16 protein-coding genes and 1 pseudogene are annotated in these 18694 nt (G+C 74.9%); 7 read left to right on the forward strand and 10 right to left on the reverse strand.

Going from position 1 to position 18694, the window contains the following annotated elements; translation table 11 throughout:
* Window positions 1-4 precede the first annotated feature (4 nt).
* The 3 genes from ACIP67_RS06010 to thrS all read right to left on the reverse strand — a co-directional run bounded on the left by ACIP67_RS06010 (window position 5) and on the right by thrS (window position 4316).
* Window positions 5-1675 carry a glycoside hydrolase family 13 protein gene (locus tag ACIP67_RS06010; RefSeq protein WP_401687990.1) on the reverse strand — a complete coding sequence of 557 codons (1671 nt, stop codon included), beginning with the start codon at window positions 1673-1675 and terminating at the stop codon, window positions 5-7.
* A 347-nt stretch (window positions 1676-2022) separates the two neighbouring features.
* The gene (locus ACIP67_RS06015; protein WP_401687992.1) at window positions 2023-2988 is read right to left on the reverse strand and encodes a nucleoside hydrolase; all 966 of its coding nucleotides are present in this window, start codon (window positions 2986-2988) and stop codon (window positions 2023-2025) included.
* Between the two features lie 101 nt (window positions 2989-3089).
* The gene (gene thrS, locus ACIP67_RS06020) at window positions 3090-4316 is read right to left on the reverse strand and encodes a threonine--tRNA ligase (RefSeq protein ID WP_401687995.1); all 1227 of its coding nucleotides are present in this window, start codon (window positions 4314-4316) and stop codon (window positions 3090-3092) included.
* Window positions 4317-4888: 572 nt separating this feature from the next.
* On the opposite strand from thrS, the gene ACIP67_RS06025 reads away from it, so the two are divergent.
* Window positions 4889-5659: a hypothetical protein gene (locus ACIP67_RS06025; protein WP_401687997.1), complete on the forward strand. Its 771-nt coding sequence runs from the start codon at window positions 4889-4891 to the stop codon at window positions 5657-5659.
* Between the two features lie 31 nt (window positions 5660-5690).
* Here the strand turns inward: ACIP67_RS06025 and ACIP67_RS06030 are convergent, their stop codons facing one another.
* From ACIP67_RS06030 to ACIP67_RS06045, 4 genes are all read right to left on the reverse strand, one after another.
* Entirely contained in the window at window positions 5691-6407 is a 717-nt protein-coding gene (locus tag ACIP67_RS06030) for a GAF and ANTAR domain-containing protein (RefSeq protein WP_401688000.1), read from the reverse strand.
* 85 nt (window positions 6408-6492) lie between these two features.
* Entirely contained in the window at window positions 6493-7305 is an 813-nt protein-coding gene (locus ACIP67_RS06035; RefSeq protein ID WP_401688145.1) for a TIGR03943 family putative permease subunit, read from the reverse strand.
* Window positions 7305-8306, reverse strand: a complete 1002-nt coding sequence (locus tag ACIP67_RS06040; RefSeq protein WP_401688003.1) for a permease — start codon at window positions 8304-8306, stop codon at window positions 7305-7307. Before ACIP67_RS06040 ends, ACIP67_RS06035 begins: the two co-directional genes overlap by 1 nt.
* 371 nt (window positions 8307-8677) lie before the next feature.
* Window positions 8678-10021, reverse strand: a complete 1344-nt coding sequence (locus tag ACIP67_RS06045; protein WP_401688006.1) for a tetratricopeptide repeat protein — start codon at window positions 10019-10021, stop codon at window positions 8678-8680.
* Window positions 10022-10180: 159 nt separating this feature from the next.
* Between ACIP67_RS06045 and ACIP67_RS06050 the strand changes: the two genes are divergently transcribed.
* Window positions 10181-10363, forward strand: coding sequence for a hypothetical protein (locus ACIP67_RS06050; RefSeq protein WP_401688009.1), 183 nt, complete (start codon window positions 10181-10183; stop codon window positions 10361-10363).
* 86 nt (window positions 10364-10449) lie between these two features.
* Here ACIP67_RS06050 and ACIP67_RS06055 read toward each other — a convergent pair whose 3' ends face one another.
* Window positions 10450-12087, reverse strand: a complete 1638-nt coding sequence (locus ACIP67_RS06055) for a hypothetical protein (RefSeq protein ID WP_401688011.1) — start codon at window positions 12085-12087, stop codon at window positions 10450-10452.
* 233 nt (window positions 12088-12320) lie between these two features.
* Here ACIP67_RS06055 and ACIP67_RS06060 point away from each other — a divergent pair, with 233 nt between their 5' ends.
* Entirely contained in the window at window positions 12321-12782 is a 462-nt protein-coding gene (locus tag ACIP67_RS06060; protein ID WP_401688014.1) for a hypothetical protein, read from the forward strand.
* A 94-nt stretch (window positions 12783-12876) separates the two neighbouring features.
* On the opposite strand, the gene ACIP67_RS06065 is transcribed toward ACIP67_RS06060, so the two are convergent.
* Window positions 12877-13191 (reverse strand): hypothetical protein, encoded by a 315-nt coding sequence (locus ACIP67_RS06065; RefSeq protein WP_401688017.1) that lies wholly within the window; start codon window positions 13189-13191, stop codon window positions 12877-12879.
* Between the two features lie 216 nt (window positions 13192-13407).
* Between ACIP67_RS06065 and ACIP67_RS06070 the strand changes: the two genes are divergently transcribed.
* From ACIP67_RS06070 to ACIP67_RS06080, 3 genes are all read left to right on the forward strand, one after another.
* Entirely contained in the window at window positions 13408-14394 is a 987-nt protein-coding gene (locus ACIP67_RS06070) for a hypothetical protein (protein WP_401688020.1), read from the forward strand.
* 71 nt (window positions 14395-14465) lie between these two features.
* Complete coding sequence (locus tag ACIP67_RS06075) at window positions 14466-14810, forward strand: hypothetical protein (RefSeq protein ID WP_401688023.1); 345 nt, start codon at window positions 14466-14468, stop codon at window positions 14808-14810.
* Complete coding sequence (locus tag ACIP67_RS06080) at window positions 14755-15777, forward strand: endonuclease/exonuclease/phosphatase family protein (protein ID WP_401688025.1); 1023 nt, start codon at window positions 14755-14757, stop codon at window positions 15775-15777. Before ACIP67_RS06075 ends, ACIP67_RS06080 begins: the two co-directional genes overlap by 56 nt.
* Window positions 15778-15844: 67 nt before the next feature.
* On the opposite strand, the gene ACIP67_RS06085 is transcribed toward ACIP67_RS06080, so the two are convergent.
* Entirely contained in the window at window positions 15845-17941 is a 2097-nt protein-coding gene (locus tag ACIP67_RS06085; protein WP_401688028.1) for a PhoX family protein, read from the reverse strand.
* A 255-nt stretch (window positions 17942-18196) separates the two neighbouring features.
* On the opposite strand from ACIP67_RS06085, the pseudogene ACIP67_RS06090 reads away from it, so the two are divergent.
* A pseudogene (locus ACIP67_RS06090) lies at window positions 18197-18694 on the forward strand (Toxic cation resistance protein); the annotation flags it as partial.

Genomic DNA, 18694 nt, shown 5'->3' on the forward strand with positions numbered 1-18694 from the left:
CCCGCTACGCGAGCCAGACCGTCGTGTCCGGTCCGATCCGCCCGTCGCCGTCCAGGGGCACGCTGCTCAGCAGCACCTCCCCGGGCGGCAACGGCACCGGCGCGTCCGACAGGTTGGCGACGCACCGCCAGCCGTCGGAGCGGGTGAAGGCGAGCACGCCGGGCGGGACGTCGTCCGTCCAGACCAGTTCCTCGCCCTCCAGCAGCTTGCGGCGCAGCCGCAGGGCCGTGCGGTAGAACTCCAGGGTGGAACCGTCCGCGCCGTCCTGCGCCGCGACGGCGTACCGCGCGAACGACGACGGCTGCGGCAGCCACGCCCCGCCCGCGCCGAAGCCGTACGACGGACCGGACGGCGTCCACGGCAGCGGCACCCGGCAGCCGTCACGGCCCTTGCGGACCCGGCCCGTCTGCTCCCACAGGGGGTCCTGGAGGACCTCCACGGGCAGGCCGGCGACCTCCGGCAGCCCCAGTTCCTCACCCTGGTAGAGGTACGACGATCCCGGCAGCGCCAGCATCAGCAGGGTGGCCGCGCGGGCGCGGCGCAGGCCGGCCTCCTCGTCGACGGGCGGGGCGTGGCCGGCGGACAGCAGCCAGGCGTTCGTGTCCGTGCCCGGCGGGAGCGCCAGACGGGAGGCGTGCCGGACGACGTCGTGGTTGGAGAGCACCCAGGTCGCGGAGGCGCCGACGGCGCGGGCGGTGGCGAGGGAGGACGTGATGACCTCGCGGACCGCCTCCGCGTCCCAGGACGCTTGCAGGTACTCGAAGTTGAAGGCCTGGTTGAGTTCGTCGGGGCGGGCGTACAGGGCACGGCGGGCACCCGGGACCCAGGCCTCGGCGACCGCCGTGCGGGGCGGCGCGTAGGCGTCGAGGACGCGCCGCCAGTCCCGGTAGACGTCGTGGACCTCGTCGCGGTCGTAGAAGGGGTGGGTGCCCGGCTCCATCCCCTCCAGCGCGTCCTCCGCGCTCAGCGCGGGCGCCCCCAGGTCGCGCAGCGGCTCGGCCAGGTCCTTGACGAGGGCGTGGGCCACGTCGACGCGGAAGCCGTCGACGCCCCGGTCGGACCAGAAGCGCAGGGTGGTGCGGAAGTCCTCGCGGACCTCCTCGTGACTCCAGTCGAGGTCCGGCTGCTCGCGTGCGAAGAGGTGCAGGTACCACTGGCCGTCGGGGACGCGCTGCCAGGCGCTGCCGCCGAAGACGGACTGCCAGTCGGTGGGCGGGAGTTCACCGTGCTCGCCCCGCCCGTCGCGGAAGACGTAGCGGGCGCGGGCGGCCGAGCCGGGGCCGGCGGCCAGCGCCTCCTGGAACCAGACGTGCCGGTGGGAGGTGTGGTTGGGGACGATGTCGACGATCACCTTCAGACCGAGCCGGTGCGCCTCGGCGACCAGCGCGTCGAAGTCGTCGAGCGTGCCCAGGCGCGGGTCGACGTCCCGGTAGTCGATGACGTCGTAGCCGCCGTCGGCCAGCTCGGAGGGGTAGAAGGGGCTCAGCCAGAGCGCGTCGACGCCGAGCGCCCCCAGGTGCGCGAGGCGTTCGGTGACGCCCCTGAGGTCCCCGAGCCCGTCGCCGTCGGCGTCGGCGAAGCTGCGCGGGTACACCTGGTAGACGACGGCCTGGCGCCACCAGTCGGGGTTGCGGGAGGACAGGTCGGCCACGGGAGCGGTGTCGTAGTCGGTCACGCACAGAAGCCTGTCCACTCCGCCGCGAAGCACAACGTCCGCGCCGCCGTGCGCGCCCTCCCGGCGCTGCCGTGCGCACCCCCTGCGCGGGGGCGTGGGGCGCGGGGCGCGCGGGGGCGCGGGGCACGGTGGGTCCGTCGCCGGGTGCGGGTTGTGGTGGGTTGCTCGCGCAGTTCCCCGTGCCCCCGGGTGGGGCGGCCGGGCGCCTGCTGTTGGGCGCGGGGGCGTGGTGGGTCCGTCGCCGGGTGCGGGTTGTGGTGGGTTGCTCGCGCAGTTCCCCGCGCCCCCGGGTGGGGCGGCCGGGCGCCTGCTGTTGGGCGCGGGGGCGCCTCAGGGAGGCGGCGGGCCTACGGCTTCTCCACCGTCGTCAGCCACAGGCTCACGTAGCGCTCCACGTCCACCCCCAACGCCACGTCCACCAGCGTCTGTTCACGGGCGCCCCCGTGGATCTCGGCCTCGCCCGGCCGCGGGCGGCGGTCGACGACCGTCTGGCCGCGGGCCGGGCCGGGCGCCAGCGACACCTCGACCGGCAGCCGCTCGGTGGTCAGGCCCGCCGGGTCGGCGACCGCGCAGACCGCGCCCGCGTCCCCCAGGCCGCCCGTGGGCGTGGGGTCGCCGGACATCGCCGGGTCGCGGTGGGCGAGGAGTTCCCCCGCCAGCCGCAGCCGGGGCTCCGGGCTCGCGCGCAGCCGCTGGACGTCCGCCGCCGGGACCAGGACCTGCCGGAAGACGTCCAGGCCGTACATGGTGATCGGCACCCCGGTGGTGAGCAGGATCGCCGCGGCCTCCGGGTCGTGCCACACGTTGAACTCCGCGACCGGCGTGGCGTTCCCGGTCGCCACCGCGCCGCCCATGAACACGATCCGCTCGATGTTGCGCACCACCTCCGGGTGCGTACGCAGCAGCAGGGCGATGTTGGTGAGCGGCGCGGTGGGGATCAGCGTGACCGGACGCGGCGAGGCGAGGATCTCGCGCCGCAGCAGCGTCACCGCGTCCACGTCGACCGGGACCCGCGTCGGCGCGGGCAGCCCGAGGTCGCCCATCCCGTCCCGCCCGTGCACGTGCCGGGCGGTGCGGACCGGCTCGATCAGCGGACGCTCGGCGCCCCGGGCAACCGGGACGTCCCCGGCGCCCGCCTGCTCCAGCACGGTCAGCGTGTTGCGCACCACCCCGTCCACGTCGGTGTTCCCGGCGACGCAGGTCACCGCGCGCACGTCCAGACCGGGGTGCCGTACGGCGAACAGCAGGGCCAGGGCGTCGTCGACGCCCGTGTCGCAGTCGATGATCACCGGGACGGGGTGGTGACTGGTCACGGCGGTGCTCCTCCCACATCGGGATCGGGATCGAGGTCGGGGGCGGTATCGAGGTCGGGCGGGGCGGGGCGGGATCGGGATCCGGGGTTACATCAGTGACCTTACGCAGCCGCCCACAGTTCGGGCCCGCGCGCCGCGACCCGGCCGGTGATCCGGCGCAGCACCTCGTCCACCGGCAGCGCCCCCGGCCGGCGCCCGTCCCGCAGCCGTACGGCGACCAGCCCTCCGTCGGCCTCCCGCTCGCCGAGCACCGCCTGGTACGGCACCCGGCGCGCCGCCCGGATCCGGGCGCCGAGGGTGCCCTCGCAGGGGCCGTGGACCTCCGCCCGCAGCCCGCGCGCCACCGCCTGCCGCACCACCTCGTGCGCCCGCTCCTCCTGGGCCCGTGCCACCGGCAGCACGGCCAGCTGCACGGGCGCCAGCCACGCCGGGAACACGCCGCCGTGCGCCTCGACGAGATGGGCCACGGCCCGCTCCACGCTGCCGATGACGCTCCGGTGGACCATGACCGGCCGGTGTTTCGCGCCGTCGGCGCCGATGTAGTGCAGGCCGAAGCGCTCGGGCTGGTGGAAGTCGATCTGGACGGTGGACAGGGTGGCCTCGCGGCCCGCCGGATCGGTGATCTGCACGTCGACCTTGGGGCCGTAGAAGGCGGCCTCCCCCTCGGCCGCCTCGTACTCCAGGCCCGAGGTGTCCAGCACCTCCCTCAGCAGCGCGGTCGCCCGGCGCCACAGCTCCGGGTCGGCCACGTACTTGCCGCCCTCACCGGGCAGGGAGAGACGGTGCCGGGCGGCGCGGATACCGAGGTCGGCGTAGGCGCGGGCGATCAGGGCGAGCGCAGCGCGGGCCTCCTCCACCGCCTGCTCCAGGGTGCAGAAGACGTGCGCGTCGTTGAGGGTGATCGCCCGGACGCGGGTCAGACCGCCGAGGACGCCGGACAGCTCCGCGCGGTACATCCCGCCCAGCTCGGCGATCCGGAGCGGGAGGTCCCGGTGGCTGCGGGAGCGGGAGCGGTAGATCAGCGCGTGGTGCGGGCAGAGGCTGGGCCGCAGCACGACCTGCTCCGAGCCCAGCTCCATGGGCGGGAACATGTCGGCGCGGTAGTGGTCCCAGTGGCCCGAGATCTCGTACAGGTCGCGCTTGCCGAGGACCGGCGAGTACACGTGCCGGTAGCCGGCCGCCCGCTCCAGCTCCCGGACGTACTCCTCCAGGGTGTGGCGGACGACCGCGCCGTCGGGCAGCCAGTACGGCAGGCCCGCGCCCATCAGGGGATCGGTGTCGAACAGGTCGAGGTCACGGCCGAGTCGGCGGTGGTCGTGGTCGTGCATGGCTGCTCCTCCTTGGGGACCAGGAGGGACGAGCACCCACGACGAAGCCCCGGGGCACTCGCCCCGGGGCTTCGGACATCAGTGGTCAGCGCGCCGGGACACTCTCCGGCGTCGTCGTGGCGGACGGAAGGGCGCGCTTCATGGGGGGAACGTAGCAAGGGGGGCGGGAAGGGGGCGACGGGTTTTCGCGCGGGCGGCGCGGGGGCGCGGGAGTGCGGGAGTGCGGGCAAGGGACTGGCGGATTCTCCCGGCGGCGGGCCGGTCGCCCTCCGGCCGCGGCGGATTCTCGCGGCTCCCGGACGCCCTTCCGGCGGTGACGCCTCCCACCCGCCCGCGTTCACCCGTCCGCACCGGGTCCCGTCATCCGGACGGCCCCGCCGCGTGGTCGGTCCGCCTCCTTGATGGTGCCGTGAAGAGGAGGCAGCCCTGCCGGCCGCCGACCGCCGACCGCCGACCGCCGACCGCCGACCGCCGAACGTCCAGCAGACCGCTCTTCCCCCCGGCAGACCGCCCTTCCGCCGGCAGACCGCTCTTCCCCCGGCAGACCGCCGTTCCTCCAGGAGGCACGCCCGATGACCCGCCGTACGCTCCTCGCCTCCGCCCTCTCCGTCACCGGGCTGCTGCTCACCGCCAGCGCCTGCGCCACCCTCGGCCTGGAGCACCCCCCGACCGCGCGGCAGCCCCTCCCCACCGTGGAGAAGCCGTCGGGCAAGCCCTCCACGCCCGCGAACGTCCCCGTCCTCACCGAGGACCAGGCGCACGCCGCGCTGATCACCGACACCGACCTCGGCTCGCCCTGGACCCCGACGCGCGGCACCGCCGCCTGGCGGGACGGCATGCTCAAGGCGACCACGCCGACCGCGGACTGCCAGAAGCTGCTCGACGGCCTGTACACCGACGAGCTGCTCGGGGGCCCCGCCCGCGCCGTCGTCGCCCTCGACGACCCGGACAGCGAGGCCCAGCTGCGCTACCAGCTCGGCGGCCTGCGCCCGGCGGAGGCGGACCGCGTCCTGACCTGGCTGCGGACGCTGCCCGAGAAGTGCGCACGGTTCACGGCGACGGCACCGGACGGCACCGTGCTCGACGTGTCGGTCAGGGAGCTGCGCCTGCCGGAGGTCGGCGACGCCCGGCAGGGCCTGCGGGTGACGCTGACCGACTGGAGCACCGACGGCGACCCGGTCTCCCTCGACCTCGACGTCGCCGCCGTCCGCGCCGGCCAGGACACCTTCGCCCTCACCAACGGCAGCCTCAACGACGTGCCGAACGAGGCCACGCAGGCCGCCGTACAACTGGGCGTGCGACGGCTGACGGAGGTCAGGAAGCAGGGCCGGGCCCAGGTGTGAGGCGCGGGCCCGGCGGGCCCGGCGGGCCTGGTCAGTCGGCGTCGAAGCGGGTCGAACGGGCGACGACGTCATGGGCCATGTCGAGGACCGTGCGGCCCTCCGCGAACGCGTGGGCGCGCAGCAGGTCCAGCGCCTCGTCGGCGGGGACCCCACGTTGGGCCATGACCATGCCGACGGCCTGGTACACCTCGTCGTGGCCGGTCGCCAGGGGGCTCAGCCAGAGGCCGTCACCGAGCCGGCCCGCCTCCTCCCCGCGGGGCAGCGCCATCAGCGCGACGGTGACGACGTCGGCCACGTAGCGGGCCGTGCGGACCTCCTGGGGGTCCAGCTCGCCGGGGGCCTCCCGGTAGAGGTCGAGGGTGCCCACGCACACCGCGCTGTCGCCGAGCGGCAACGCGTACACGGCCCGCACCCCGGCGGCCGCCGCCTGCTGGGCGAACACCGGCCAGCGGCCGGCGTCCCGGCCCGTCGTGAGGTCGGAGGCGAACACGGGCGCGCCGGTGTCCGCGGCCCGCTGGCAGGGGCCGTCCCCCAGCGTGGCCTGCACCTCCATGAGGTGCGCGGCCAGCTCGCTGCTCGCGCTCAGCGGCACGAGCATCCCGTCGCCGCGCAGGGACACGCTCGCGCCGCTCACCGGCAGCAGCCGCACCGCCGCCGCGCACAGCCGCTCGGGAACCTCTCCGGGTTCCGCGCCGCGCACCTCCTGGGCGATCACGTCGGTGATCCGCTCCCGGTCCCGATCGCGCACGCCGACCACCTCCGCGTACGCCTGCCGCAGTGGCCTCTCCGTCGTCCGGCCGGGTACCCCCCGCCCGTGGCGGAAACCGGCGGCCCTACGCGTCCTCGTACGGATCCGCGGGCTGCTCGATCCGCTGCACCGACACCGCGTCGATGACCGGCGGCCAGGCCTTCTCCGAACCGAGGGTGCCCTTCGGATGCCAGGTGCCCGTGACGGTGACCCAGGTGTCGACGGTCGGCGCGTCCGCGTCGCGGACCTCGGCCTTGCCGGTGGTGGCGTCGGCGGCGCAGCAGGCGACGGCGAGGCGGGTGACGTACCAGGCACCGTCGTCGCCGCGCGTGACGAAGCCGGTCAGCCGGACGGTACGGCCCTTCAGCGAGCGGTCGCTGTCGTAGATCGCGCGGGAGCTGAACTCGGAGAGGGTGAGGTCCAGCGGGTCCCCGGCCGGGAGCGCCGGGAAGGTCCCGACGCCCTGCGCGGCCTGCTGCGCGGCCTCCCGCTCGGCGCTGTAGGAGCCGAGGGCGGGCGGCGGGAAGAGGAGGAGGGCCAGGGCGGGGAGCGTGAGGAGCCAGGCGAGACGGGGGCCGGCGGGGTGATGGGCGTGGCCGTGACCGTCGTCCTCGTAACCGTCCTCTTCGTAACCGTCCTCTTCGTGACCGTGGTCCTCGTGACCGTGGTCCTCGTGACCGCCGTCCTCGTCGTGGCCGTCGTCCTCGTGACCGTTCGCTGCGCGGCCGCGGAGTACCGCCGTCACGAGTCCCAGCAGGACGAGCGCCACCCCGGAGACGATCAGGTAGGGCCGCAGCCCCGCCTGCACGTAGCGCAGGTACAGCTCGCTGAAGAGCGCGATGCGCAGGACCGCCCCGCCCGTCAGCAGGAGCAGCACCGCCGGTCCGTACCGCCGCATCACAGCAGCCACCACCCCACGAGCACACTGGCGGCCACGGCCACCACCCAGGTCACGGACGCGAACCGCACCGCGAAGGCGCGGCCGAAGGTGCCGGCCTGGAGAGCGATCAGTTTCAGGTCGACCATCGGCCCGACCACCATGAACGCCAGCCGCGCGGTCGCCGGGAAGGCGCTCAGGGAGGCGGCGACGAAGGCGTCGGCCTCGCTGCACACGCACAGCACGACCGCCAGCAGCGCCAGCAGCAGCACCGACAGCCACGGCGAGCCGGTGAACAGGTCCAGCACGGAGCGCGGGACGGCGATGTTGAAGGTCGCCGCGGCCGCCGCGCCCAGCACCAGGAAGCCGCCGGCGTGCAGGAAGTCGTGCTGGAGGCCGATGAGGAAGGCGCGGGCGCCGGTGGCGTGCGCGGCGGGCCGGCGCGGCAGGCGCAGCCACTTCTCCTGGCCGAACCGCGCCCACAGCCAGCCCATCACCACGGCGGTGCCGAGCGACGCGACCAGCCGGGCCAGGACCATCATCGGCTGCCCCGGGAAGGCGATCGAGGTCGCGACGAGCACGACGGGGTTGATCGCGGGCGCGGAGAGCAGGAAGGCGAGGGCCGCCGCCGGGGCGACCCCGCGTCGCATCAGGCTCCCGGCCACCGGCACGGACGCGCACTCGCAGCCCGGCAGGACGACCCCGGCCACCCCGGCGACCGGCACGGCGAACGCCGGCCTGCGCGGCAGCAGCCGTCGGAGCACCCGCTCCGGCACGAACGCGCCGATCGCCGCCGACACGACCGTACCGAGGAGGAGGAACGGCACGCCCTGGACGGCGATGGCCGTGAAGACCGTCCACCAGGCGGCCACGGGCGGGGTGTACAGGTCGAGCGCGAGCGTCGGGCCGAGCACGGCCGCGACGGTGGCGACGGCAAGCAGCGCGGTGCCTCCGAAGACGGCGTACACCAGCGCGCGCACGCCGAGGCGCAGGCCGTCGGCCACTGTTCGTTGGTTCTGCACTCTCCGGTCCCGCCCGTCGTCGTCGCGGGCACGCTAGCGGCGACGACTGTGCGGAACCTCGGGATCGCCGGAGAGAAACCTGTGCGGACCGCACATCTGCTACGGCAGCAGACGCCCGGCTGCCCCACCCCAGGGGCGCGGGGAACTGCGCGAGCAACCCACCACCACCCGCACCCGGCAGCGAGGGCGCGGGCCTGCCGGGGCAGCAGGCCGGCACCCGGCAGCAGACGCCCGGCTGCCCCACCCCAGGGGCGCGGGGAACTGCGCGAGCGACCCACCACGACCCGCACCCGGCGGCGGACCCACCGCGACCCGGACCCGGCACCGGACCCGGCACCGCACCCGGCACCGGGGCCCGCGCCGTCGTCCGGCTACAGCGGCGGCTGGGCCGGGGCCGGGCCCAGGGTGGTCGTCCCCGGCGCCGTACGGTGGCCCAGTCCCGTCCGGTACGCGTCGAGGGCGGCCTCCACCCGGCCCGTGCGCCGCAGCAGGTCACCGAGGAGCCGGCACAGGTCGGCGAGGTCACCGGCGGCCCCGGCCCGCTCCAGCAGGCTCAGGGCGCGGACGTAGTGCTCCTCGGCGGTCTCCGTGTCGCGGGCGTCCTCGGCGATGATGCCCAGCAGCCGGTGCGCGCCCGCCGCGTGCACGGCCCCGCGCTCGGAGGACAGGTCCCCGAGGACACCGTGCAGCAGCGCGGCCGCCTCCTGCGACCTGCCCCGGCGGTGCAGGACGTCGGCCAGCTCGACGGCGACCTGGCTGCTGTAGAGGGCGGCACGTTGCGCGGAGAGCATCGCCTGCGCCTGCCTCAGCTCGTCCTCGGCCCGCTCCAGCTCGCCGTTCTGGGCGCAGACGTAGCCGCGCATCCAGTGGCAGTTGGCGAGCTCGGTGCGCAGCTGGAGCTGCCGGTAGAGCTCGGCGGCCTTGGCGAGGGAGGCGTCGGCCTCGGCGATGCGGCCCTCGGCGAGCAGGGTGCGGGCGACGGAGCGGTGCATACGGGCCACGAGGGCCGGATCGCCGACCTTCGGCGCGAGGGCGAGGGCGAACTCGGCGGCCTGCGCGGCACGGGCGTGGGCGCCCATGTCCATGTAGGGGCCGATGACGGAGGCGTAGAGCAACAGGAGGGCGTCGGGGTCGTGCAGGCCGCCCCGGTTGAGCTCGTCGAGGGTGGATTCCAGCAGGTACACGGCGTAACGGAGTTCTCCGGCGAGGTAGTGGGCGACGGCCCGGCCGCGCAGGGCCGGCACCCGCGCGGTGAGGGGCGCCCCGGCCAGGGAGGCCTCCGCCCGCTCGAAGAACCCCCGGGCCGTCTCCAGGTCCCCCGCCTCGATGCCGCACTCGCCGAGCCCGAGCAGGGCGGTGGCCCGCTCCTCGACGAGCGCGTGCTCCTCGGCCTCCGCGAGCAGCCCGTCGTACTGCCGGGCCGCCTCCTCCGCCTCCCCGGTGGCGAGGACGCGCTGGGCCTCGGTGAGGCGGAGCCTCAGGTCGGTGACGAGCCGCGCCGGCCGCCCGGTCGCCAGCTCGTCGAAGTCCACCCCGAGCCGTTCGGCGATGTGCCTGAGCGCCTCGTCGGAGGGGCGCACGCGGCCCGCCTCCAGCGTCGAGACGTAGGCAGGGGTGTAGGTCGGCTCGGCCAACTGCCGCTGTGTCAGCCGACGTTCGACCCGCAGTCGTTGCACCCGGCGTCCGATGATCTCCGGTTCGTCCCGCTCACGCACGCCCCGACTCCCCCAACTCCCCCTGGGACCCTTGCCGTTAGGCTCGCCCAGCCCCTAGGTTAAACAGCGAATTAAGCATGCTTAATACACGGTTGACACCAGCAGCCGTGGCAGAAACCGCTTTTTGCCCGCCGAAGAAGCCGACGTTGCGAGGTTGCCGTGCCCGGACGCACATCCGCACCCTACGGCCGCTCCTCCGGTCGGTTCGCCAGGGCCCTGGCCGCGGCCGTCCTCGCCGTGGCGGCCCTCGTCACCGCGGCCAACGCGATCCCGGCCCACGCGACACCCGACCGCCCGGCCCCCTCGGCGGCGGTGGAGGACGGGGTGCGGGGAGCGGAGTGACGGGGGCGGGGTGACGGGGGCGGGGTGACGGGGGCGGGGTGAGGGGCGGCCGGAACGCCGGGTCCTTCGCCTGACCGGAGGTCTGCTCAGCCCTGGGTCTGCAACTGGTGCAGGTGCTGGCGGACGTGGTCCAGGGCGCCCTCGCGGCGGCCCGGAACGCGACCGCGCAGGTCGGCGAGGTCCGGGCCCAGTTCCCTGGCCCGGTCGGGGTCCGCGATCCGGCCCCACTGGTGGTGCGCCCGGTCCACGGCCGCCTCCACCGCGGGCGCGTCGGCCGGCTGCCCGGCGGCCAGCCGCGCACTCGCGACCGCCATCCACGTACGGCAGCTGCGCTCCGCGTCCCCCGCGAACATCGCCAGGTCCGCCCGCACCTCGGTCCAGTGCAGCGCCTCCTGCGAACCGGGCCCGTGCGCGGCCGCGGCGGCCCGCTCGCAGCGGGCGGCGAGGGCGTCGGCGTCCGTGTGCTGCCCGGACTGCACGGCGGTGGTGATGGCGGCGTGGGGGTCGTCGTCGGGTACCGGAGACGCCGAATCCGGCGCGGCGGCGACGGGGGGCGCGCCGTCCGGGGTGACGTCCGGCTCGGCGTCCTGCGCGGCATCCCGCGCGGCGCCCTGCCCGGTGCCCCACGCGGCATCGTCCTGCACGGCATCCTGCACGGCATCCCGCGCGGCGCCCTGCCCGGTGCCCCACGCGGCATCGTCCTGCACGGCGTCCTGCACGGCGTCCTGCGCAGTGCCCCGCGAGGGGTCCTGCCCGGCGCCCCCCGCGCCCTCCGGCGTCCGGGTGCCGGGGATTGCCGGGACCGGGACCTGAAGCGCGGAGGCGGGCTCGGGGGCCGCCGGGACGGGCGCCGTGGGAGGGGCGGGGAGCGTGGGGTCGGCGTGGGCGGCCGGCGGAGTGGCGGGCGCCGGGAAGCCGGGGAAGACGGAGGCCGGAGGAGTCTGAGCCGCCACGGCGGGAGAGGCCGGGGCCGGGACCGAGTCCGGGACCGAGTCCGGGACCGGCACGGCACCGCCGGGGAACGGCGAGCCGGGGAAGGGAGCGGCGGCGAACGGGGCGGCTGCCGCGGAGGGAGCGGAGGGAGCGACGGCGGGTCCCACTCCGGACACCACCAGGTCCCCCACCTCCCCCTCCGACGCGATCCGCGCCAACGCCATCTGGTGCAACTGTTCCGCCGGCGGCCGCCCACCGCTGCGCAGTATCGTCGCGACCGCCCTCATGTACGTCGGCGAGGCCACCCGCCGCCGTCCGGGCGGCGGCGCGATCCGCCCGTGCACGGCGACCGCCGGCCCGCAGTCCAGGCCCCGCCCCCGCAGCCACTGCCAGGTCTCCGCGTCCGCGTGCAGGTCGACCAGCAGCGTCGTCGCCCCGGGCGGCCGCAGCCGCAGTTCCTCCCGGAACCAGTGCCAGGGGAAGGCCGTGTACCGGACGGTCGCCGGTGTCGTACGCGCCAGCGCGAGATGGGGCAGCCGCTGGCGCCGGTCGAGCTGGAGCTGACCGGCGACGAACACGGTCAGCGGCCCGGGGGCGGCCGCGGCGGCCCGCAGCCGGGTGAGGACGGCCTGCGGTTCGAGCGGATCGGCGAGCTCGACGACGTTCGCGGTGTCGGTGCCGGCCAGCACCGCGGGCGGCACCGCCGCGAGCACGGGAAGCACGGAGGCAGCCTCCACCAGGCATCCCTTGCCCACGGGTGAGGCCGCCAGCAGCAGCACGGTTCCGGGCATCGTCCCTCCCCCTGTCGATCACGTACGGCAGCACCGTAACCGCTGCTGCTGCAAAGGTGGGGCCCAGGTCTGCAAACGTCCCCGTACGGGGCCTTCGTCGGTCTCGGGCGCCGCACGCCGTACCGCGAAGATCGTCGCTCGGCCCCGGGCGACGGCGGACGACCGGCCGACTTGCCACCGCCCGCGCCCAGGTGTGCCCTGGAGACCGGGGGCGAGGAGAGAGGAGTGCTCCCATGGCTCATGCGGCACCCGCACCGGGCATGCGGCCCCGGACCACCGCCATCACCGCCGGCACCACCACGACACCCGACGTCTTCGGCGCCCGGACCCATCTCATCGCGAAGTGGGCGACACCCGTCGTCATCGGGCTCGTCTACGGCTACTGGGCCGCCGCCAACCAGCGTCACGGCGGCCCGGTCACCGGCTGGAACATCCTGTTCGGCTTCGTGACCGCGCTCGTGTTCATCGGGCTGTACGCCGCCGTACGCGCCCTGGCCTCGCGCATGCGGCGTGAAGTGCACGCCCTGCTGTGGGCGGCGTTCACCGGCTGCGCGGTGGGCTTCCTGATCAGCCAGACCGGCGCGAGCGTGCTGAACTCGGCGGGCATCGCCGTGGCGTGCGCGGCGGGCTGGTTCGGGGTGCTGTTCTACCGCTACTACACGCACGAGGACGCGGAGGGGCACCGTATCTTCTGACCCGCGAGGACATGCAAGGACATGCAAGGAGATTCGTGGACATGCGTGGGCCCCGGCGGTGTTCCGCCGGGGCCCACTTCCCTCATCCCTCCACTCACCGGGCCAGTGGGGTCCACTCCCACCCGCCCGACGAGGTACCGGACGTATCGACGGAGGCGTCGCAGACGCCGATGGTCCAGGAGCTCGAGTAACTGAAGGCGTCGGCCAGGGTGGCACTCCAGTCGTGCCCCAGGAACAGGCAGCCGACGCTGTTCGCTCGTGCTTCGGCGGTGGCCTGCGGGGCTGCCGCCGCCGTGGTGCCCGCCGCCGTGACGGCGAGGGCTCCACCGGTGAGCAGGACCGCGGTCAGAGCCCGCAGGATCGGAGTGGTGCGCATCATCGCCTCCTTCTCCCGTCTCCCCTGATCCATGAGACACCCGTTCGGGTGAACCCTCCACCGGAGACCGCAAGACCGCCTGCCACCTGCGCGGACGGCGGGCCGACCGGCAGGTTGCGGCACCGGACGGCGGGCCGACCGGCCGGTCACCGCACCGGACGGCGGGGCAACCGGCCGTCCGTGGGCGGCCGTCACCCGAGCGGCCCAGCCCCGCTGGCGCACCCGCCGCCGCTCCCGTTGTCTGAGGGCGTGTCCCGACGCCTGCGAACCGCCGTCTCGGCCGTCACCATCGCCCTGGCCTGCCTCCTGCTGCCCTTCGGCGCGTTGGCCGCCTGGGCCGCGTACGGCCTGACGGACACGGGCCGTTACGTCACCACGATGGCGCCGCTGGCCTCCGACCCCGCCGTCCGGGACGAGGTCGTGGACGCGGTGGCCGCCGGCATCCTGCGGGAGGCCGCCACCGACCGCCACCGCCCCCTGCACCCCGAGGTGACGCCCTTCGTGCACGACGCGGTGCGCTCCTTCACCCGGACCCGCGCCTACCGCCGGGCGTGGGACGCGGGCAACGAGGAGGCGCACAAGGCCGTCATGACGGCGCTGCACGACGACCGCGCCCGCGGGATCTCCGTGGACCTGGCTCCGGTCACCACCCGTCTCAAGGCGCAGCTCGTCGCCGACCGGGTGCCGTTCGCCGAGAAGGTGCCGATCCGGCACACCAGCGTCGCCCTGCTCCCGGCGAACGACCTGGCCGCACTCCGGAAGGGCTACCACGTGCTGGACGTCGCCGGTTTCTGGCTTCCGGTCGCGGCGGTGGCCCTGGCCGCCACGGGCATCGCCGTCGCGGTGCACCGCCGCCGCGCCCTCACCGCCACCGCCCTCGGCACGGCCCTCGGCGGCGCGTTCCTGGGCCTGGCGGTGGCGCTCGGCCGCCGTCTCACCCTCGGGGACCTCCCCGACCAGACCCACCGCCCGGCCGCGGCCGCCGTCTACGACGCCCTCACCTCGACCCTGCGCACGGTGTCCTGGCTGCTGCTGGTGGCGGGCCTGACGGTGGCCGGCGCGGTGTGGCTCACCCGGCAGCTCCGCATCCGCCGTACGGCACACTCCCGCCGGCCGCCGACCGGGCCCGCCCCGACGCCCCCCACCCAGGCGCCCCCCACCCAGGCGCCCCCCACCCCGGGGACCCCGCCCCCGCCCCAGACACCGCTCGCGCACCCGCCCACCCGCCTCGGCTGAGCCGCCCCCCGACGCCTCCTGGGCCCCGGCCCCCTGACTTCCCCTCACCCGCCCGGCTATCGTCACCGGGCATGCCCAGCACGACGACGCTCTGGCGTCCCACCGGCCCGGAGGAACTGGCCCTCGTCGAGGCGTCCGGATGGACCGCCTGGCCGCCGCGGCTGCCCGAGCAGCCGATCTTCTACCCGGTGCTGAACGAGGACTACGCGGTGCGGATCGCCCGGGACTGGAACGTCCCCGCGTCCGGGGCCGGGTACGTCACCCGGTTCGAGGTCGACAGCGCCTTCCTCCGGCGGTATCCCGTACGGCAGGCCGGGGGAGAGACCATCCTGGAGCTGTGGGTGCCGGCGGAGGAGCTGGATGAGTTCAACGCGCACATCGTCGGACGCATCGAGGTCGTACGGGAGTTCCGCTGACGTGCCCGACGGGCGGCGGCGGTGGACGCTGTTCGGGCGCTGGTGCGCGGGGGCACTGTGCGCCGGGGTGAGCCTGGTCGTGGGGTGCCGGGCCGCGGACACCGACGCCTTCACGCCCGTACCGCAGCTCCTGGCGTTCCTGCCGTGGCTGCTCGTGCCGGCCGGGCTCGGGCCGGCGCTGTCCCTGCTCGCGCGCTGGTGGACCGGGCTGGTGTGGGGGGTCGTGCTGCTCGCCCTGCTCGCCTGGTTCATCGAGCCGTACGGGAAGGAGAGCCGGCCCGAGGGGGTGCCGGTCGCCCGGGTGCGCGTCCTCACCTCCAACGTCGAGTTCGGCCGGGCGACCGACGCGCTGATCGCCGCCGTGCGACGGGAGCGGCCCGACCTGGTGTTCGTCGAGGAGTGCGAGTACGGCTGTCAGGCGGCGGTGGTGCGGGAGCTGGGGCGCGGCTACCCGCACCGGCGGGCCGTGCCGGGGGCCACCTCGGTCGGGTCGGTCGTCCTCAGCCGGTTCCCGCTCACGCCGACCGCGGGCGTGCCCGGCCGGATGGGCATGCCCGGGGCGGTCGCCGACGTCGACGGGCACCCCGTACGGCTCCAGCTCGCGCACCCCAAGCCGCCGCTGCCCGGCCAGGTCGCCCTGTGGAAACGGGAGCTCGGCCGGCTGGCGGACTTCGCCGCCGCGCACCGCGCCGACGGACCGCTGATCCTCGCCGGGGACTTCAACGCCTCCCAGGACCACGCCGCGTTCCGCCGCGTCCTCGACACCGGGCTGTACGACGCCGCCCGCCTCGCCGGGGCGCACCGCGAACCCAGCTGGCCGACCCGGACCACGCCCGCCCTCGGCGCCCAGATCGACCACGTCCTCGTCTCCGGGGAGTTCTCCGCGCGCCGCGCCCGCTTCCTCGACCTGCCCGGCACCGACCACCGCTCACTGCTGGTGGACCTCGCGCTCCACCGCCCCCGCTGACCCGGGGCCGGTGGAGCGTGGGCGACACGCCCTGGATGTACCTACGGGACGTACCTACGGGACGTACCTAGACGCCGATGTCCTCGCCGTCCTGGCGCCACACGGCCACGACCGCCGGGCGGACGATCTTGCCGGCGCCGTCGGGCCAGGTGCTGGCCGGCTTCTCCACGGACGCGCCGTCGACCTCGCCCGGGTGCTGGACGGCGACCAGGACCCGGCGGTCCTGGATGAGCGGACCGCAGGTCTCGGCGCCGGTCGGCACGGTGAGGAACTGCTTCAGCTCGCCGCGCCGCGCACCGCGCGTCGCCACGCCGAACAGCCCGTCGTGCGAGCCGAGCTGCGAGCCGTCCGTGGAGATCCACAGGTTGCCGTGCGGGTCGAAGGCCACGTTGTCCGGGCAGGAGATCGGGCTGACGGAGTCCTTCGGGAAGCCCGCGAAGTACGTCGCCGGGTCCTCCGGGTCACCCGCGACGAGGAACAGCGACCAGGCGAACTCCGTCGCCTCCGCCCGGTTGCGGCGCTCGGTCAGCTCCAGGACGTGCCCGTGCTTGTTGGCGTTGCGCGGGTTGGCCTCGTCCGCCGTGGCGTTCGAGCCGACACCGCGGTTGCTGTTGTTGGTGAGGGCGACGTACACCTTGCCGGTGACCGGGCTGGGCTCGATGTCCTCGGGCCGGTCCATCTTCGTCGCGCCGACCTTGTCACCGGCGAGCCGCGTGAAGACGAAGACCTCCTGCGCGGTCATGCCCTCGACGTGCGAGACGGCGCCCTCGGCGGTGGCGGTGGCCAGCGGGATCCACTCGCCGCTGCCGTCGAACTCGCCGTCGGCCGGCAGCGTGCCGGTGCCGTCGATCTCAGCGGCCGGGGAGTCGCCGGTGAGCCTGGCGACGTACAGGGTGCCCTCGTCGAGCAGCGAGAGGTTGTGCTCGCGGACGGCGCGGGAGCTGCCGTTCTTCATCCGCTTGCTGCCGACGAACTTGTAGAAGTAGTCGAAGCGCTCGTCGTCACCGGTGTAGACGACGGGCCGGCCGTCGGAGGTCAGCCGCACGGTCGCGGCCTCGTGCTTGAACCGGCCGAGGGCGGTGTGCTTGCGGGGCGTGGACGTCGGGTCGTACGGGTCGAACTCGACGACGTACCCGAACCGGTGCACCTCGTTGGGCTCCTGGGCGACGTCGAACCGCTTGTCGAACCGTTCCCACTTGCGCTCGGTGGCGCCGGTGCCGATGCCGTACCGCTTGTCCGTCGTCCGGCTGCTGTTGGCGAAGTACTGGTTGAAGTTCTCCTCGCCGTGCAGGGTGGTGCCCCACGGGGTGGTGCCGCCGGAGCAGTTGTTGAGCGTGCCGAGCACCTTGGTGCCCGTCGGGTCGGCGGACGTCTTCAGCAGGTCGGAGCCGGCGGCGGGACCGGTCAGGCGGAACTCGGTGGTGGCGGTGACGCGCTGGTTCAGCGAGTGCCGGGGCACGGCGACGAGTTTGCCCGTCTTCCGGTCCTCCTCCACGACCACGGCGGACAGCCCGTGCGCGGCCCAGGCGATCTCCACCTGCTGCCGGGTCGGGTTGGCGGCGTCGTACCCCCGGAACATCAGGATCTCGTCGGTGTACTCGTGGTTGGCGACGAGCAGTTGCCGGTTGCGCTCGCCCGGCAGCGGCAGCAGCGCGAGGAAGTCGTTGTTGTAGCCGAACTGGGCCGCCTGGGCGGCCGGCGTCTGGTTCTCCGGGTCGAAGGCCGGCGCACCCCGCAGGATGGGCTCACCCCAGCGGATCACGACGTTCTGCCCGTACCCGTCCGGGACGACCACGGCGTCGGTCGTGTTCGGCGCGACGCTGCTGTAGCGCAGGCCCTTCGCGGCCTTGGCCGGTTTTGAACCCTTCTGCGCCCCGGAGGCCGCAGCGGCCGCGGTCGACTCCTGGGCCGCCGCGGCGGCCGGACGCGCCCCGGCGACGCCCGTCGCTCCGGCGGCGCCCGCGACGGTGACGACGGCGGCGGCGCGCATCATCGAGCGGCGGCTCAGGGCGCCGGCGATGACGTCACCGACGTATGCGTTGGCGCTGGTGTTGGGCACCTCGTGGAAGCAGGCGTCACCACACCGGAAACGGCAGGTCATGGCGGATCGTCCGCCGGGATGCGACTGGGACGGCGTTCCGATCAGCGGCAGAAGCTTGCGCACCTTTACTCTCCCCTTGCGTGCCCATGGTGTGACCGTGACGGTAGGGGTACATATGTGCGGAAGCGCTGACGCTGAGTGAACGGCGGGTGAATCCCCGACTGCTACAAGGGGGTTGGCGGAACGCCGAGGCGGTGTTGACACACCTGCCTTCCGCCCACTCACCCCTCCCCAAGATCACCGCTCAGGGCCGCTAACCTTACGTGTCCGTCCTGGCCAGGGATTGACGGGCATCAACTCACGCGAAGGGTTGCGCATATGGGCATTCTCACTCTCCTGCGGAACGCGTTCGGCCGCTCACGCAAGACGCACACGGCCGAGGCAGAGGGTGCGGAACGGGTTCCTTCGCAGGAGGCGCCGAGGCAGGAGGCACCGGCGCAGGAGCCCCCCGCGCAGGAAGCCCCCGCCACCCCCGAGGCGACCGAACCGGCCGCCCCCACCCCGCACGTCCCGGAGCCCCGCACCGCGTCCCCCACCGAACACGACCTGGTCGCAGCAGCCTTCGACAACGTAACGGTCCCCAAGCCGTCCCGCCCGACGGAGGACACCCCCTCCACGACGGCGAAGCGGACGGAGGCGCCGGTGGAGGCGGAGGCGGCGGAGGCGGCGGAGGCGGCGGAGGCCGTGGAGGCGGCGGAGGCGGCGGAGGCGGCGGAGGCCGCGGAGGCCGCGGAGGCCGCGGAGGCCGCGGAGGCCGCGGAGGCCGCGGAGGCCGCGGAGGCCGCGGAGGCCGCGGAGGCCGCGGAGGCCGCGGAG

This window comes from Streptomyces sp. NPDC088812 (assembly GCF_044750285.1).
Taxonomy (GTDB): Bacteria; Actinomycetota; Actinomycetes; order Streptomycetales; family Streptomycetaceae; genus Streptomyces.

Coding starts and splice junctions, on each gene's coding strand:
- thrS (WP_401687995.1), bottom strand. CDS start 4,316: ATGCACGACCACGACCACCGCCGACTCGGCCGTGACCTCGACCTGTTC.
- ACIP67_RS06025 (WP_401687997.1), top strand. CDS start 4,889: ATGACCCGCCGTACGCTCCTCGCCTCCGCCCTCTCCGTCACCGGGCTG.
- ACIP67_RS06035 (WP_401688145.1), bottom strand. CDS start 7,305: ATGCGGCGGTACGGACCGGCGGTGCTGCTCCTGCTGACGGGCGGGGCG.
- ACIP67_RS06055 (WP_401688011.1), bottom strand. CDS start 12,087: ATGCCCGGAACCGTGCTGCTGCTGGCGGCCTCACCCGTGGGCAAGGGA.
- ACIP67_RS06060 (WP_401688014.1), top strand. CDS start 12,321: ATGGCTCATGCGGCACCCGCACCGGGCATGCGGCCCCGGACCACCGCC.
- ACIP67_RS06065 (WP_401688017.1), bottom strand. CDS start 13,191: ATGGATCAGGGGAGACGGGAGAAGGAGGCGATGATGCGCACCACTCCG.
- ACIP67_RS06075 (WP_401688023.1), top strand. CDS start 14,466: ATGCCCAGCACGACGACGCTCTGGCGTCCCACCGGCCCGGAGGAACTG.
- ACIP67_RS06080 (WP_401688025.1), top strand. CDS start 14,755: ATGAGTTCAACGCGCACATCGTCGGACGCATCGAGGTCGTACGGGAGT.